This window comes from Paenibacillus hubeiensis (assembly GCF_032334105.1).
In the GTDB taxonomy this organism is placed as follows: domain Bacteria; phylum Bacillota; class Bacilli; order Paenibacillales; family Paenibacillaceae; genus Paenibacillus; species Paenibacillus hubeiensis.
The window spans coordinates 80,425-97,483 of sequence record NZ_JAVYAE020000016.1 but is presented as its reverse complement, the minus strand read 5'-3'; the positions used below and the strand labels follow the sequence as shown (position 1 = coordinate 97,483).

14 protein-coding genes are annotated in these 17,059 nt (G+C 53.5%); all 14 read left to right on the top strand.

Annotated features, from left to right (window positions below):
• Positions 1–519: a hypothetical protein gene (locus tag RSX24_RS27430; RefSeq protein ID WP_343262352.1), complete on the top strand. Its 519-nt coding sequence runs from the start codon at positions 1–3 to the stop codon at positions 517–519.
• A complete protein-coding gene (locus tag RSX24_RS27425; RefSeq protein WP_236415278.1) occupies positions 512–655 on the top strand; it encodes an XkdX family protein in 144 nt (47 codons plus the stop codon). Before RSX24_RS27430 ends, RSX24_RS27425 begins: the two co-directional genes overlap by 8 nt.
• 183 nt (positions 656–838) lie before the next feature.
• Entirely contained in the window at positions 839–1,783 is a 945-nt protein-coding gene (locus RSX24_RS27420; protein ID WP_343262351.1) for a glycoside hydrolase family 25 protein, read from the top strand.
• A gap of 765 nt (positions 1,784–2,548) precedes the next feature.
• A complete protein-coding gene (locus tag RSX24_RS27415; RefSeq protein WP_343262350.1) occupies positions 2,549–4,201 on the top strand; it encodes an ABC transporter substrate-binding protein in 1,653 nt (550 codons plus the stop codon).
• A gap of 387 nt (positions 4,202–4,588) precedes the next feature.
• Complete coding sequence (locus RSX24_RS27410) at positions 4,589–5,593, top strand: ABC transporter permease (protein ID WP_343262349.1); 1,005 nt, start codon at positions 4,589–4,591, stop codon at positions 5,591–5,593.
• 24 nt (positions 5,594–5,617) lie between these two features.
• Positions 5,618–6,514 (top strand): nickel transporter permease, encoded by an 897-nt coding sequence (nikC, locus tag RSX24_RS27405; protein ID WP_343262348.1) that lies wholly within the window; start codon positions 5,618–5,620, stop codon positions 6,512–6,514.
• A 656-nt stretch (positions 6,515–7,170) separates the two neighbouring features.
• Complete coding sequence (htpG, locus tag RSX24_RS27400) at positions 7,171–9,051, top strand: molecular chaperone HtpG (protein WP_343262347.1); 1,881 nt, start codon at positions 7,171–7,173, stop codon at positions 9,049–9,051.
• A gap of 292 nt (positions 9,052–9,343) precedes the next feature.
• Positions 9,344–9,892 (top strand): MarR family winged helix-turn-helix transcriptional regulator, encoded by a 549-nt coding sequence (locus tag RSX24_RS27395; RefSeq protein WP_343262346.1) that lies wholly within the window; start codon positions 9,344–9,346, stop codon positions 9,890–9,892.
• Positions 9,893–9,915: 23 nt separating this feature from the next.
• Complete coding sequence (locus RSX24_RS27390; RefSeq protein WP_339276561.1) at positions 9,916–11,382, top strand: aryl-sulfate sulfotransferase; 1,467 nt, start codon at positions 9,916–9,918, stop codon at positions 11,380–11,382.
• Between the two features lie 34 nt (positions 11,383–11,416).
• Positions 11,417–12,442 (top strand): ABC transporter substrate-binding protein, encoded by a 1,026-nt coding sequence (locus RSX24_RS27385; RefSeq protein ID WP_236415269.1) that lies wholly within the window; start codon positions 11,417–11,419, stop codon positions 12,440–12,442.
• 29 nt (positions 12,443–12,471) lie between these two features.
• On the top strand, positions 12,472–13,248 hold the full coding sequence (locus RSX24_RS27380; RefSeq protein WP_343262345.1) for an ABC transporter ATP-binding protein: 777 nt from the start codon (positions 12,472–12,474) through the stop codon (positions 13,246–13,248).
• Between the two features lie 13 nt (positions 13,249–13,261).
• On the top strand, positions 13,262–14,038 hold the full coding sequence (locus tag RSX24_RS27375; protein ID WP_236415265.1) for an ABC transporter permease: 777 nt from the start codon (positions 13,262–13,264) through the stop codon (positions 14,036–14,038).
• A gap of 287 nt (positions 14,039–14,325) precedes the next feature.
• Positions 14,326–15,741 carry a deoxyguanosinetriphosphate triphosphohydrolase family protein gene (locus tag RSX24_RS27370; protein WP_343262344.1) on the top strand — a complete coding sequence of 472 codons (1,416 nt, stop codon included), beginning with the start codon at positions 14,326–14,328 and terminating at the stop codon, positions 15,739–15,741.
• Between the two features lie 192 nt (positions 15,742–15,933).
• Complete coding sequence (locus RSX24_RS27365) at positions 15,934–16,962, top strand: MsnO8 family LLM class oxidoreductase (RefSeq protein ID WP_343262372.1); 1,029 nt, start codon at positions 15,934–15,936, stop codon at positions 16,960–16,962.
• Positions 16,963–17,059: the final 97 nt, after the last annotated feature.

Sequence of the window (17,059 nt, the reverse complement as noted above, 5' to 3'; positions counted from 1 at the left end):
ATGAAAGCCGTACCTAAAATAAATACAGACGGACTCTATATCGAGGACGTGTTGGTGGACGATGCCTTTTTCGGTGTCGTCCCTTTTTATGCTGGATCTGAACGAGCCGAGTTGAATCCGGAAACCGAGCTGCGAGAAACCCCGGAAGCGGAAGAAGAACAGAACCCGGAGATTGCCGGGTATATCGTTGGCATACCGGTACCTGCTGGCCTTTTCCGGCCACGCTTTGACCTAGCAGCTTGGGAAGCATACCAGGAAGCATTGAAAGATAGACCGCAGGAACAGCTTCCTGACCTTTGGGCTGAGGGGCTAAGCCAGGAAGAGATTGACGAACTGACCAAGACACAGCCTATGAATCCTTCCGAAATGGACAAGATCGGAGAGCAACTGGTTCAACGCGAACTGGAGGCATTGGAATTGAAACAACAAAACGAAGCTTTGGGCGGGCAAATCGTCGGTCTGGAATTGCGAGTATTATCGATGGAAACACAACCGAAGGGAGACGGGGCAAATGTTTAATTCCGATTTCGAAAGACTCCAATACTACTATGAGAAAAAGTGGGCAAAGGAACAGCAACTCAAGCAGTATGTTTCCTTTGGCGTTATTTCGAGTGACCAATATGAGCAGATTACAGGAAAAAAGTACGAGATATGAGTATTTCTATGAGTGTTTCTCGGACATATTTTAAGAATATAGTACCTAAACCATAGAACTTACTGGTTCCCTGCATCATAACCCAACATACCCCAAACCGGGACATGCATACAAGCCAACCTATCGCTCCACGCATCAACTATAGTACAAACGGCGATATGCCGCATAAAGGAAGTGAGACACATGCAGACGAGAAGCTCGGGCAACGCGCAGGGCATTGACGTATCCCGGTACCAAGGCAGCATCGATTGGGCCAAAGTGAAGGCAAGCGGCATGACGTTTGTGTTCATCAAGGCGACCGAGGGGCAGACGTACACCGATCCGAACTTCCAGACCAACGTGAAAGGCGCGCTGGCGGCGGGCATGCTGGTCGGAACGTATCACTTTTTCCGGGCCACATCGACTGACGGAGCCAAAGCCGAAGCTGCGCATTATGCCAATACATTGCAAAAAGTGGGCGGAGCCCAGACGCTGCAGCTGCCGCCCGTCATGGACTATGAGAACAACCCCGGCAATCTGAGCAAAGCTCAGATCAACGCGGTAGCTAAAGCCTTTCTGACCGAATTGGAGCGCCTCACCGGGCGCAAACCGATCATTTATACAGGCAATTCCTTTGCCGGCAATTTCGATGTCTCGCTCGGAGCGTACGATCTATGGATCGCGCGTTACAGCACGTCCCGTGTGCCGGACGGCCAACCGGCGTGGAAGCGCTGGACATTCTGGCAGTACACGGACTCGGGCAAAGTAGACGGCATTAGCGGCAACGTGGACATGAACGAGTTCGAGGGATCGGCTGCAGAGCTGCGGGCGAGATATGCTCCGGCAACCGTGCCGATACCAACCCCGACACCGTCCAATCCGAATCCGCCATCCAATGCAAGCGAACCGCCGAAAGGAGATGAACCGATGACAGCCGAGGAAAAAGCAGCGTTTGATGCGCTCAAAGCACAGGTAGACCGCCTCCAGGCACGTCAGCAGATGGAGGTTCCGTCATGGGCGAAAGCGGCCGTGGATGCTGCACTGGCGTATGACACGAAGAACCCGCTGTTCAGCATCGAAAATGGGGCGAGCTATGATTTTTATCGTTTCATTACGGTGATGCACCGTCGGGGTTTGTTCAAAAAATAACGCGGCATGCACGTGAACACAGTTCCAAATGCCAGCGGAAAGACGTCTCTCCACCAATGGAGCAGGCGTCTTTTAGTTTTTACAAAAAGGTGAAACGGCGTATTCCAAATCCAACTCCAATGCCAACTCCAATTCCAATTGCCAGCTCTCCCAAACTCGCAATGGAAACTGTCCTAAAGTTGTACCATTTTCGCATTTTGTGTAAGAGATGTTGACATAACGCATAAAGTTGAGGACGAATATCCGCAAATCTCTTGTCTAAATGATCAATGTAATGTAAAGTAAAGTACACCAAATGGTTTTATCCCCTAGAATGTTTTACACAAACCCTCTTACCATGACATCACCTTAACATTGCAAAGTTATTGGAATGTCGTCCCGTTGGACATGTTCACACCTCGGCGATCACGCAGCCATTTCTTACGTTCCGTTTATAACACCAATTCACTTGAACACTTCCATTTCCCGGTTTGATACTATCGCTGCATCTAATGGGCAATTCGTTTTCCCTTTAGGACAAGCTATTTTCAACCCCACAAAATCGCTCTTGCAGACAGGATCGTTTATGTTCTGATCTTCTGTTAACCACCACTATGCTGTTACTAATTGACCTTTGTTCAATTTTTTACAACCTTATCGTTCATGGTGCCACTCCATTTAGCGGTATCACAGGCATTCAAAGCCTATAAAGATACATATCGATTTCATGCCTTTGGTCTATGCGGCAGCGCGCAAAATTTTGAGACGGGAAAGGGTGTTGGTTGTATGAGGAGCAGAAAAAAATGGTTATCCGGCTTGATGCTGCTGGCGTTAAGTACGGTGGTCGTTTTGTCGGGATGTACCGGGGGAGAGAGCGGACAGAACAAGCCTGCACCTGCGGAAGGCAGCGACCCGCCGACGGAAACGGCTGCTCAGGATACGCTGATCATGGGACGCGGCGGAGATTCCGTGTCGCTGGACCCGTCGATCGTGACGGATGGGGAATCGCTGAAGATCGGGCACCAGGTGTTCGATTCGTTGCTCGATTACACGGAGGGCGGCACGGAAGTCGTTCCGGGGTTGGCGGAGAGCTGGGAAATTTCCGAGGATGGTTTGACGTATACGTTCAAGCTGAAGTCCGGCGTGAAGTTCCATGACGGCACCGATTTTAATGCCGAAGCGGTTGTGTTCAACTTCAATCGTTGGGGCGATCCGAACAGCGAGTTCAAATTCGAGGGCGATTCCTTCGACTACTACGATTCGATGTTCGGCCCGCCGGAAGGAAGGGTGATCAAGGAAGTGAAGGCAATCGACGAAACGACGGTCGAATTCACTTTGAACCAGCCGCAGGCGCCATTCCTGCAAAATATCGCGATGACGCCGTTTGGCATTGCCAGTCCAACTGCGGTGCAGGAGAAAAAGGAAAACTTCAAGAACGAGCCGGTGGGCACGGGACCGTTCGTCTTTGTGGAGTGGAAGCGGAACGATTCCATCACTTTGGACAAAAATCCAAACTACTGGAAAGAAGGCCTGCCGAAGCTGAACAAGGTGATCGTGCGTTCCATCCCGGACAACACGGCCCGATTCAACGCATTGCAGAACGGCGAGATCGACGTCATGGAAGACCTGAACCCGGACGATCTGTCGATTCTGGAATCCAACGCCGAGCTGCAAAAAATCGAGCGTCCGCCATTCAACGTGGCCTATCTCGGCTTTAATTTCAAGAAAAAACCGTTCGATAACGTGCTGGTACGCCAAGCGCTCAACCATGCGGTGAACAAGCAGGCCCTCATCGATGCCTTCTTTGCCGGACAGGCGCAGCCTGCCGTGAACCCGATGCCGCCGACGCTGTGGGGATATAACGACGCCATAGAGGATTATCCGTACGACCTGGAAAAAGCGAAAGCGTTGCTGGCGGAAGCGGGCTATCCGGACGGTTTGCCTGATCCGATCACGTTCTATGCGATGCCGGTATCCCGGCCGTACATGCCGGATGGGCGCAAGGTGGCCGAAGCGATCCAGGCGGATTTCGAAAAAATCGGCGTGACCGCCAACATCGAATCCCCGGAATGGGCGACGTATCTGGATGATGCGAAGGCTGGCGAGAAGGACGACATTTACATGCTCGGCTGGACGGGCGACAATGGTGACCCGGACAACTTCCTGTACACCCTGCTGGACAAGGATGCGATCCCCGGCAACAACCGCAGTTTTTACGTGAACGAGGATTTGCACAAGCTGCTGACCGACGCTCAGAAAGAGACGGACCAAGAGAAACGGGCCGAGCTTTACAAACAGGCGCAGGTCGTCATTAAAGAAGACGCGCCGTGGATTCCGCTGGTGCACACGACGCCGATTCTCGCAGGCAAAGCTAACCTGAAGGGCTTTACGCCTTCGCCGCTGGGCAGCGAATCCTATGCCAATGCCTACTTTGAATAACAAGTTTCGCAGCTATATAGGTTGAACTAGATAAATACACAAATACGGTAGGGTCAGAAAGAATCTGGAGAAGCGGAGCGTTCTAAAAGCTATCTGAAGGAAAGCTGCATCGGAAGCATAGGCTTATCACCGGATTTTCCTCTTTGGAGAAGAAAATCAGTAAATCTGGGGATAACAGCGATCGGAAGATGGTACTGCACGCGTAGTGGCCTGTGTGATTGATTAGTGCTGTTTATATAGCTAGCGCATAACCGAATCATCCAAGAGCGCAGGCGGGCCTGCCATGCTTACCAGAACCGACACTCGGAACCAACATCTCAAGCCATGCAGGCCCGGTGGGCGCTTTTGAAATCCAATCAGCCACGAAGCAAAGGCGGTGAATGAGGATTGAGCAGTTACATCGTCAAACGCGTACTTGTACTGCTGCCCGTGCTGCTCGGCATGAGTATCATCGTGTTTTCCATAATCCATGCGATCCCCGGCGATCCGGCCGAAACCATCCTGGGGCAAAAAGCGACCGAACAGTCCAAACAGGCGCTCCGCGAGCAGCTCGGACTGGACAAGCCCTGGCTTCAACAGTATTTCGCCTATCTTGGCGACCTGTTACAAGGCGACCTCGGCACATCCATCCGCACCAAGGTACCCATTGCCCAGGAAATTATGCCATATCTGACGGCCACGCTGGAGCTGACGATGGCAAGCATGCTGTTTGCAGTTATCATTGGGGTCAACGCCGGGATTATCAGCGCATGGAAGCACAACTCCTGGTTTGATTACTGCTGCATGGTCATTGCTTTGGTCGGGGTTTCGATGCCGATCTTTTGGCTGGGATTGATGGAACAATGGCTGTTCGCCAACCAATTGCAATGGCTGCCTTCCATCGGCCGTATGAACCCGCGCGATCCGGTGGATGCGGTGACAGGCCTGTACGTGCTCGATTCGATGATCGCCGGGCGCTGGGACCAGCTGTGGACGGTCACCAAACATTTGATTCTGCCAAGCATCGCGCTGGGTACGATTCCGATGGCGGTCATCGCGCGTATGACGCGCTCCAGCATGCTGGAGGTGATGAGCTCGGATTATATCCGGACGGCCAAAGCCAAAGGGCTAGGTCCTTTTTTCGTCGTATACGGGCATGCGCTCAAAAATGCGTTCATTCCGGTGCTGACGGTCATCGGCATTCAGACGGGCTCGCTTCTGGGCGGCGCGGTGCTGACGGAAACGATCTTTGCCTGGCCGGGCGTCGGCCGTTATATATATGAAGCAATCAGTTCAAGGGACTATCCGGTCATTCAGAGCGGCATCTTGATCATTGCGTTCTTTTTTGTCGTCATCAACCTGATCGTGGATCTGCTGTACGCCGTCTTCGATCCGCGCATCAACTACAAATGAAGCTGAACCGAAAGGAGATGCCGCATGGCCAAATTATCGACGAATACCGGGCATGCATTTGAGGCGGCAAACGTGCCGAAATCCGGTCCATGGCGGGATGCCTGGCGAACGTTTTGCCGAAATCGGCTTGCGCTGGCGGGACTGGTCATTATTACGGTTTTTATTGTGCTGGCATTTCTGGCCCCGGTGATCGCGCCCTACGATTATAAGGAACAGGTGCTGGCAGACCGGTTGCAGTCGCCTTCGGCCGGGCATTGGTTCGGGACGGACGATCTCGGGCGCGACATCTTTTCGCGGGTGCTGTATGGAGCGCGCATATCGCTGTGGGTCGGATTTTTCTCGGTCATCGGTTCGATCGTTGCGGGGGCGCTGCTAGGATTAATCGCGGGATTTTACGGCAAATGGGCCGACATGATCATCTCGCGCCTATTCGATATTTTGCTGGCTTTTCCGGGCATTCTGCTGGCGATTGCGATTGTAGCCATTCTCGGACCTTCCTTGCAAAACGCTTTGCTTGCCATCGCCATCGTCAATGTGCCGACATATGGGCGATTGGTGCGCTCCCGTGTCCTCAGCCTGCGGCAGGAGGAGTTTATCACGTCCGCGCGAACGCTAGGGGCCGGCAATAGCCGGATTTTGTTCCGGCATATCCTGCCGAACAGCCTGACGCCCCTGATCGTGCAGGGCACGCTGGGCATCGGCACGGCCATTATCGAAGCCGCCGCGCTCGGCTTCCTGGGCATGGGCGCCCAGCCGCCCGACCCCGAGTGGGGCAAAATGCTGTCCGACTCGCGCCAGTTCATCCAAAAGGCGCCGTGGACGCTCATTTTTCCCGGCTTGTCCATCATGCTGACGGTGCTGGGCTTCAATCTATTGGGAGACGGCCTGCGCGACACGCTCGATCCCAAAATGGTGAAGTAGGTATCGTGAGAGTTGGGCTGGTGATGTCGTTTGAAGTGGTGGTAAACAGCAGCGAAGTTTGTTGTATCGGCAGCGGTGCACCGTGTGAGTGAGTGGTGTGCTTCATATAGAAAAGGTTGCATTAAAAAACAATGCCGGGAATGGACAAATAAGGGGTGGTCGCATTGGAGACCAGTCCTTTTGGCGCGTGATGGACAACCGGCGAAATTTAACGAACATTAAACGTCTTATTAGGGCCAAAAGGCACACTCCCACACGCTAACGAACCTCAGTATCGTTATTCGGGGTGCCACGGCACCGAACGATCGATTTTCGGCCGATTAAGGTGTCTCAGGTTCGTTACAGTTTGCAAGCGCTCGATTTCTCCATAATAGGGTGTTTAATGTTCGTTAGAATTTAAGGTAGCCTGGAGGGTTGCAGAAAGGGAGAGCGTTTTTCGCCCATCAATCCGCGCTCCACCCACCTTTTCGTCTAAAAACCACTCGCCAGGTTGACACCCAAATTTCCCATATGTTATATAAAAGAAAGGGATTAGCACTCCAATGTAACGAGTGCTAACAGTTAATCGTTGCCATCGTTGCATGAACTGCGATACGATGGGCCAGGGCATAGTCCCAAGCCAACCATTTCCTATTCTGAAAGGAGACCCATTCTTCATGACCAAGAAACAGTTTCAGGCGGAATCCAAACGTTTGCTGGATATGATGATCAACTCCATTTACACTCAGCGCGAAATTTTCCTGAGAGAATTGATCTCCAACGCCAGTGACGCGATTGACAAAATATATTACAAAGCCCTCACTGACGATCAACTCGTCTTCAACAAAGAGGACTATTACATTAAGCTTACCATCGACAAGGGCAACCGCACGCTGACCATTACGGATACAGGCATCGGGATGACCGAGGAAGAGCTGGAAAACAACCTCGGCGTTATTGCGAAGAGCGGCTCCCTGGCGTTCAAAAAAGAGAACGAAGCGAAAGACGGCCACAACATCATCGGCCAATTCGGCGTAGGTTTCTATTCTGCGTTCATGGTGGCGGATAAGCTCACCGTCACGAGTAAAGCGCTGGGCAGCGACCAGGCGTGGAGATGGGAATCCGAAGGCGCGGACGGATACACGATCTCGCCGGCCGAGAAAGATTCCGTCGGCACGGAAATCGTGCTGACCATCAAAGCGAACACCGAAGAAGACTCCTACGACGAGTTTCTGGAAGAGTATCGCCTGAGATCGATCATCAAGAAGTACTCCGACTTCATCCGTTATCCGATCAAAATGGACATTACCAGTTCCCGTCCGAAGGAAGGCGCGGAGAACGAGTTCGAGGAGTATACTGAAGAACAGACGATCAACAGCATGGTGCCGATCTGGCGCAAAAACAAAAGCGAGTTGACTGAAGAAGACTACAACAACTTCTACATGGAGAAGCGTTATGGCTTCGACAAACCGCTGAAACACGTACATATCAGCGCAGACGGCGCGGTGGTGTACAACGCGATCCTGTTCATTCCCGAGCATACGCCGTTCGACTACTACACCAAGGAATACGAAAAAGGGCTGGAGCTTTACTCCAACGGCGTGCTGATCATGGACAAATGCGGCGACTTGCTGCCGGACTACTTCGGCTTTGTGAAAGGTATGGTCGATTCCGAGGACCTGTCCCTGAACATCTCCCGCGAAATGCTGCAGCATGACCGCCAGCTCAGCCTGATTGCGAAAAACATCAAAAACAAAATCAAGAGCCAGCTGCTCAGCATGCTCAAGGACGAGCGCGAGAAATACGAGAAGTTCTACGAGGCATTCGGCCGCCAGTTGAAGTACGGCGTATACAGCGACTACGGCACGCACAAGGACGTGCTGCAGGATTTGCTAATGTTCACGTCTTCCAAAGAAAAGAAATTGGTGAGCCTGGACGAGTACGTCTCCAGAATGCCGGAAGACCAGAAGTACATCTACTACGCAACTGGCGAATCGGTGGAACGCATCGAGAAGCTGCCGCAGATCGAAGGCGTGCTGGATAAAGGATACGAAGTCCTGTACTTCACCGACGACATCGACGAGTTCGCGATCAAGATGATCATGAGCTACAAGGAAAAAGAATTCAAATCCGTGTCCAGCGGCGACCTGGGCATCGAAGACGCGGCGGACGAGAACGAGAAGGACGCTTCCGAGAACGACAACAAGGAGCTCTTCGAAGCGATGCAGGCCCAACTGGCAGGCAAGGTCAAATCCGTTAAAGCCTCCAAACGGCTGAAAAGCCATCCGGTATGCTTGTCCGCCGAAGGCGACCTGTCCATCGAGATGGAGAAAGTGCTGAAAGCCATGCCGAACAGCCAGGACGTGCAGGCCGATAAAGTGCTTGAAATCAACGTGAACCATGACGTGTTCAAATCGTTGAAGGAAGCCTTCGCGCAGGATCAGGACAAATTGAAGCTGTACACCAGCTTGCTTTACAATCAAGCTTTGCTGATCGAAGGTTTGCCGATCCAGGATCCGGTAGAGTTCACCAACGATATTTGCAAGGTGATGGTATAATACCACGAGCGGAAGCGGCAGGACGATGATGTCCTGCCGTTTTTGCGTTTAATGATGTGCAGCCAACATGAAATATTTTGTTTTAAAACATACTTGACAGGTAGGGATAAGGGGTTTATAGTTATCTCAAACCTTCAACACTAATTAAATGAACAGTGAAATAATGTTGAGCTCATTGGACCGCCAAAGGCTCCTGTATACCAACCCGATTAGGGGTGGTATGCCGGATGCCTTTTTTTATTGCCCAAAACCGACCAGAGAGGCCGAATTTATGGAAAGGCAGGCAAATTGAATGGAAAAAGAGACTTGGGAACAGCTGACGCGCGCGGATGACCTGTTCCGCAAAATGGTGCGCAGATTCGTGAAGGAACGGGACCGCGTCAGCGTGGAGGGCGTGACATTGCCTGCCATGCTGATCCTGCAAAAGATCATTCGCGACGGTGAGCAGCGGCTTGGCGATCTGGCCGAACAGATGGATTTCACCTCTGGCGCGATCACTGCGCTCAGCGACAAGCTGGAAGCGGCCGGGTATACGGTGCGCCGCCGGAAGGAGGACGACCGCCGTACGGTACTGCTGGACATCACCGCCAAAGGGCGGGAGATGGTGGCGCGCAACAACAACATCGGTGACCGATGTATCACGCTTCTGTTTCAAGGATTCACGGCAGAGGAGCTGGAGCAGCAGAGCCGTTTCTACGAACGGATTTTTGCCAATCTGGAGGGGTTCTCCGAAACGCTGCTGGGGCTGGCCGAACAGAATGCGGCAGTTCCGGTGCCTGTGGATCAGGAACAGAAGCAGAAGCCGGCACGAAGCAATGACCAAAATTATTTGAGTTATTAACCAACATATAAGGAGCGATCACTATGGGACATTCAACGATTTATCCGACAGGAGCAACGGTGTATCAGCCGGAGAAGGCTTGGAGCGGTTATACGATTTTTCAAGCCGGGGACGAGGGCGTTGTTTTGATCGACATGAACGGCAGGGAAGTGCGTCTGTGGAAAGGCTTGATCGGTTTCCCGGCCAAATTGTTCCCGGGCGGTTACGTGCTCGGCAGCACCGGGCGCCGAGATCCGAAGTTCGGCATTCAGGATAACCTTGACCTGGTGCAGGTGGATTGGGACGGCAACATCGTTTGGAAATACGATGGCTACGAACATATCGAGGACCCTGGATACGAGCCGCTCTGGTATGCAAGACAGCATCATGACTACCAACGGGAAGGCAATCCGGTCGGGTACTATGCTCCGGGATTGGTACCGAAGGTGGGCAGCGGCACCACGCTGATCTTGTCCCACAAAAACGTGAACAATCCGAAAATTTCCGATAAACCGCTGCTCGATGACACGATCCTCGAAGTGGATTGGCAGGGAAATATCATCTGGGAATGGGCTGCGAACGAGCATTTCGAAGAGCTGGGCTTCGATGAAGCTGCTCGCAACGTATTGTTCCGTGATCCGAATACCCGTTCGTTCGGCAATCTGGGAGGGGGCGTAGGCGACTGGCTGCACATCAACTCCGCATCTTATGTCGGCCCGAACCGCTTCTATGATGCCGGGGACGAACGTTTCCATCCGGACAATATCATTTGGGATGCGCGCGAAGCGAACATTATCGCGATCACCGACAAACGAACAGGAAAGATCGTCTGGCAGCTTGGGCCGGACTACTCCCTTCCCGAAGTGAAGCATATCGGGTGGATCATCGGCCAGCATCATGCCCATATCATCCCAAGAGGCCTGCCGGGCGAAGGCAACCTGCTTGTGTTCGACAACGGCGGCTGGGCCGGATATGGCCTGCCGAATCCCGCTTCCCCATATGGACTGAAGTCGGCGGTGCGCGATCATTCCCGAGTGCTGGAGATCGATCCGGTCACGCTGGAGATCGTGTGGCAGTATACCCCGGCAGAAGCGGGATTTTCGGTGCCGACCGATTCCTATAAATTTTATAGCCCATATATCAGCTCGGCCCAACGGCTCGCCAATGGCAATACGCTCATTACCGAAGGTTCGAACGGACGACTGTTCGAAGTGACGCGCGAGCACGAGCTGGTGTGGGAATACATTTCGCCGTATTGGAACACGCGCAACACCAACATGGTGTATCGTTCTTACCGGGTTCCTTATAACTGGGTGCCACAGCTGGACAAACCGGAGGAAGCGGCGATCGAACCGATCCGCGTAGAGGATTATCGCGTCCCTGGAGCCGCGCCCAGAGGAGCGGAATCGGTCGTGAACGTTGCGGCTACGCTGCCATTTGTCGAGGAAGCCGCCTGCGTAGCTACTTCGGGCGACGTCAAATCCGATGAAGACGGGCAGGCAAACGAATAGGCAATCATTCCAATAGACGAAGAGGTGGGTCCTCGTGAAAAAAACATTCATTCATACATCCATGCTGCTCCTTGTAACGGCAATGCTGGTGCTGTCCGGTTGCGCTCCGGGAGAAAAGGCTGAAGCCCAAACAGGCGGTGCTGAAACAGGCGGGGCCAAGGTGAAAATCCGGATTGCCGATACGGCAAGCAACCCGACGTTTCGCGTCGGTATCGCCAAAGGATTCTTTGCAGAGCAAGGCATTGACGCTGAGAGCATTACGTTCGGCACACCTGCTGAAGGTGTCAACGCCTTGTTCATCAACCAGGTCGATATTGCATACGGCGCGGACTTTCCCGTATTAAACGCCATATCCAAGGGCGACTACTCCATCATCGCCTCGGCCGGGCAGGCAACGGATCAGGCGGCCGCGGCCTGGAAGCTGTACGTGAACAACGACATCCAATCTGCCGCCGATCTGAAAGGCAAGAAGCTGAGTTTTCTGCGGGGCACGTTCATTCCGTATCTATGGGATGAATATTTGAAGGATAACGGCGTGGCGGTTCAGGACGCCACGCAGGTGGGGCAGGGCTCTTTTGACGAAGCATACATTGCGTTGAAGCAAGGCGATTTGGATGCGTCTTGGGTCATCGGTTCGGCGCTGACCGACAAATTCGATGCACTGGACAACGTGCACCAACTGACGGATATGTCGCAAACGTCGGTGCGGCTGGGCATGGGGCTTGTGGCGAGCGATGCATTCATCGAATCGAACCCTGAAGCGATTAGCGGTTTCCTGAAGGCGCTCAGCCAAGCTTCGGAATATGCGCAGGCCCATCCGGATGAAGTGGCCGATTTGCTGTACAAGGAAACCAAGCAGCCGAAGGAAGCAACGCTGAAAGATCTGCCGATCAATCCGTGGGAGGTCGGTTTCACGCAAGCGGCCTATGACAGCCTGGCTGGCCAGAAGCAATACATGGTCGATAACGGCATCATTCAACAGGATTTCGATCTCGGAAGCAAATTGAATCTGGAACCGCTGCGCAGGGCGCTGCCGGACCAGGTCACTTACGGAAAATAGATGAATCGTATATGAAGGAGGGCTTGCATATGTCAACATCGGCGACGGTATCGGCCATTGAGATCGAGCAGCTTCGCAAAAGCTACAACGACGTGGCGGCAGGGGATGTCCATTATATTATCAAAGACGTGAACCTGGTCATTCGGGGAGGAGAGTTCTTTGTCCTGCTTGGACCGAGCGGCTGCGGCAAATCGACGCTGCTTAACATGATCGCAGGGTTTGTTTCGAAATCGGGCGGACAGCTGAAGGTCAATGCACGGGAGGTCGTCAAACCGGGCAAAGACCGGGCCATGGTGTTCCAGCAGGCGGATTCCTCGCTGTTCCCATGGTTGACCGTCAGGGAGAACGTGGAATTCGGCCTGCGCATGGCACATGTGCCCAAGGGAGATCGCCGGGCGATATCGGATCGGTTCATTGCGATGGTTGGCTTGAGCGGCCACGAATCCAAATTTCCGAGAGAGCTGTCCGGCGGCATGAAACAGCGCGTGCAGCTTGCCCGGGTGCTGGCAAACGATCCGGCCATCCTGTTGATGGATGAACCGTTCGGCGCGCTCGACGCGATGACGCGCCGGACGATGCAGAAGGAACTGGTCAACATTTGGCGGGAAACGAACAAGACGATCATTTTCGTTACCCATGACATTCAGGAAGCGCTGCTGCTCGGCGATCGGATCGGCATTATGTCTGTGGGGCCATCCTCCAACATTACGGATATCTATGACGTGAATTTGCCTTATCCGCGCAATATCGCCTCCGAGGAATTCGGGGCGCTCTATGAGCGGATCGGCAGCCATTTTGGGGAATAGGAGGAAGGATGCCATGAAATGGTTGGAACGCAAATGGGTGACGGTCCCGATATTGTGGTTGGTTGTGCTCGGCATCTGGCAGACGGGGGCGTTGATCTACGGACCGGACGTCATTCCCGGACCGTGGGCCACTGTGCTGGGCGCCAAGGAATTGATTGCCGACGGCACGTTGGTGCATTACATTGCCATCAGTTTTCAACGCGTGCTGATCGGATGGGTTCTCGGCAGTCTGATTGCCATTCCGATCGGACTGCTCATCGGCCAGGTGCACGTCATTCGCGTGTTCGCAGAGCCGTTCCTGAACTTTATCCGCTTTATTCCGCCGATCGCGTTTATTACGTTGTTCCTGGTCTGGTTTGGCATTGGCGAGCAGTCGAAGATCGCGCTGATCATGTATGCGACCTTTTTTATCGTCATTCTTAATACGTTAACCGGCGTGCTTGCCGTGGAGGAAGATAAAATCCGATCCGCCCGCAGCATGGGCGCTAGTGAGTGGCAGATTTTGCTGCATGTGGTAGTACCGGCCACAACGCCATATATTTTTACCGGAGTAAGGCTCGCCATGGGGACTTCTTACATGGCCATCATCGGGGCGGAGATGATTGCTTCTAATGAAGGTGTCGGTTATCTGATCTGGAATTCGCGTCTCTTTTTCCGCACAGACTGGATCTTCGTTGGTTTGATCTGCCTGGGCTTTATGGGGTTTGCCACCGACAGGCTGTTCAACTGGTTTGGGCGCAGAGCCCTCCGCAGATACGGCGTCGTCAGTTCGCCGGCATGGAAAAGGTAAGCTCCTCCGAGTTTGGCACAAATGATCACATGGGCGACTCGCAGACGACACGGTTTGCGGATCGCTTTTTTTGTGCATTGGCTGTAATCAACGTACCATGGCATGAGTTGTTTGTACGATGGAAGGTGCACGCATGATAGACTGACAGGGTATAATGGAAGGAGATGAGTGTATTTCACAAAATGATGTGAGAAGAGATGACAATCTCAGATAGGTTTTGCTTTTCGAAACCGCTGATGTTGTGTATAATCACTCAAAATAGAGACAGTCGGCTAGGAGTGATCAACATGCAATGGAACGATCTGAGAGAACATAGACAGTATCCCGAGCTTGCGAAACAGGATGGTGCCCGAGCGGCGTATGAACGGGACTATTCCCGCTTGATCCATTCGCCTACCTTTCGCCGTTTGCAGGGCAAATCGCAGGTGTTTGGCGCAGGAACGGGCGATTATTACCGGACGCGCCTGACCCATTCGCTGGAAGTGGCGCAGATTGCGCGCGAAGCGGCCCGCAGCCTGTTGCGTCGGTATCCCGAGGTGGATCTGGGACAGGCGGACAGCCCCGGCCTGATCATCGATTCGGAAGTGGTGGAATGTGCGGCGATCGCGCATGATTTCGGACATCCTCCGTTTGGGCATAAAGGGGAGGAAGTGCTGGATGGCATTTTGGATGATCTCATCAATACCGAGGTCAAACGAATCATGAAGAAAAGCCGTGGCGCCAAATCGCCGCAGCAGGAGCCGGAAATCCGGGCCGAGCTAAAGCGCAAGTATGAGCATTTCGAGGGAAATGCACACAATTTCCGGCTGATCATGTTTTTGGAGAAGCGCGAAGATATCGACGGGCTGAACCTGTCCGACGCGGTGCTGCTCGGCATCAACAAGTACCCGTACCCGGGCACGGAAAGCAAGAAGGGCATGTATCACCATGAATGGCAGTACATCCGCGAGGTGCGGAACCGCTGGGATATCCCGGCAGGCAAAAAAACGCTGGAAGCGCAGCTCATGGACTTGTGCGACGACATCGCGTACTCTGCGCATGATTTGGAAGACGGCATCAAGGCCGGCAAAATCGAGGTGCATGAGCACTTTTTGCAAGATCCGCACATCAAAAAGCTGATCGTGGACAAAATTACGACGCTGGAGGATTCGTTCTGGAGCGGCTGGACCCGCGAAGCGATTGCGCAAAAAGTAGATGAGGTGCTGGTGACGTTCCTGCGCGTCTGGAATGAGAAAATGCCTTTCTGCGAGCATGATTATTCGCGCACCCGCCGCGAGGTCAAGGCGTATTGGGTCAGTCTCTTCGTGGGCAGCCTGGGCGTCATCGATGACGGGGATTGGAAGAAAGTAACCTTCGTGCGCGAAGGGACCGAGGATCTCGACATGCTGCGCACGGTGAGTGTGCTGAAAAGCTTTGCCTGGGTAACGATGATTCGCGACCTGCGGGTACAACGGCTGCAGAAACGCAGCGAATGGATGATTAAGCGGCTGTGGGATGCGTTCCTTGATCCCGAAACGTCGAAATCGATCATTCCTTCCGATTGGCTGCAGCGCTATGAGAAGGATCAGGCCAAGGCACAGCCGATCTGGACGTGGGAGCATATGGTGATTGATTACATCGCGGGCATGACGGATGCCTTTGCCGAGAAAATATATAATGAATTGTACGGACTGAAAGTGGGCTCCATTTACGATCTGGACTAATCTGCTGCCAACAGCATGGGAGCAGTCGTATTCTATGGGATTTGCGTAAATGCGAATTTTCTTGAAATTGATTGCGTAAATACGAATGTGGTTGGGTTCGTTGCATAAATGCGAATGTGCTTGAGATCGTTGCACAAATGCGAATGCTAATGTGTTTAAAGTTTAGTATGGGAAGGAGGGAACGATTTGACTATAGACAGATCTGTGGAGGCAGAAAGAAGTACTGGCGCGAGCGTTCGCGAGAAGGCTCGTCTCGGCGTGCTTGACCTGGTGCCGAGGCTGGGTGGAGCGTCGGCAGAAGAGGCGCTGCGCCAGGCCGTCATGTTGGCGCAGCATGCCGAAGCATGGGGGTATTCGCGGTATTGGACGTCGGAGCACCACGATATGGAGGAGCTGGCCTCGGCATCGCCGGAGGTGCTGCTCGCCCATGTGGGGGCGCTGACCAAGAGCATCCGCCTTGGTTCCGGGGCGGTGCTGCTGCCGCATTACAGCCCGCTGAAGGTCGCCGAATCGTTTCGGCTGCTGTCTGCGCTTTACCCTGGACGCGTCGAGCTTGGCCTCGGCCGGGCCCCTGGCGGAGGTCCTCATGCGGCGATGGCGCTAAGCGGCAATTATTTGCAGCACGTCTCAAAGCTTCCGGAATCGTTAACCGCCCTGACCCAGCTGCTCGAGGACCGTTATGCTTACGAGGAGCATCCCGTACGGGCAAGACCGATTCCGGGCAAATCGCCATCCTTGTGGATGCTGGGCACGAATATGAAGAGTGCCGAATATGCGGCGCGTTTCGGCATGGGTTACGCCTTTGGCCAATTCATGAGCGATACGGACGGCCTGGAGGCGGTTCGTCGTTATCGGGATGGATTCATCCCTAGTGCCGACCGGACAGAGCCCGAGGTCATGGTTGCCGTTAGCGTGCTGTGTGCGAAGACGGAACAAGAGGCGCTCGATTGGAGCATGGAGATGGAGCGGAAACGTCAATCCCGCGGAGCCGATTCGAAAGCAGTCCCTTCGGCTGATGAAGCTCCCCCTTCCGGAGGACAAGGCCCGAAACGGCATTATGCCGGTACGGCGGATCAGGTATGGACGGAGCTGAAAGGGCTCGCAGGCCGGTTGGGAACCCATCAGCTGCTTGCCGTCACGGGCGGGCCCGATTATGAACGCAGACTGTCTTCCTACCGATTGTTGGCTGAATGCGTGTTTGCTCATTCATGCAAGGCTTAACGATCCATTTTCAGGCAACCGGATTGCCGATTTGTGATACTATTAGAGGAGCTGCAGGACGCGATTTCCCGTGTGCTGCAGCTCTTTAACATGCAGG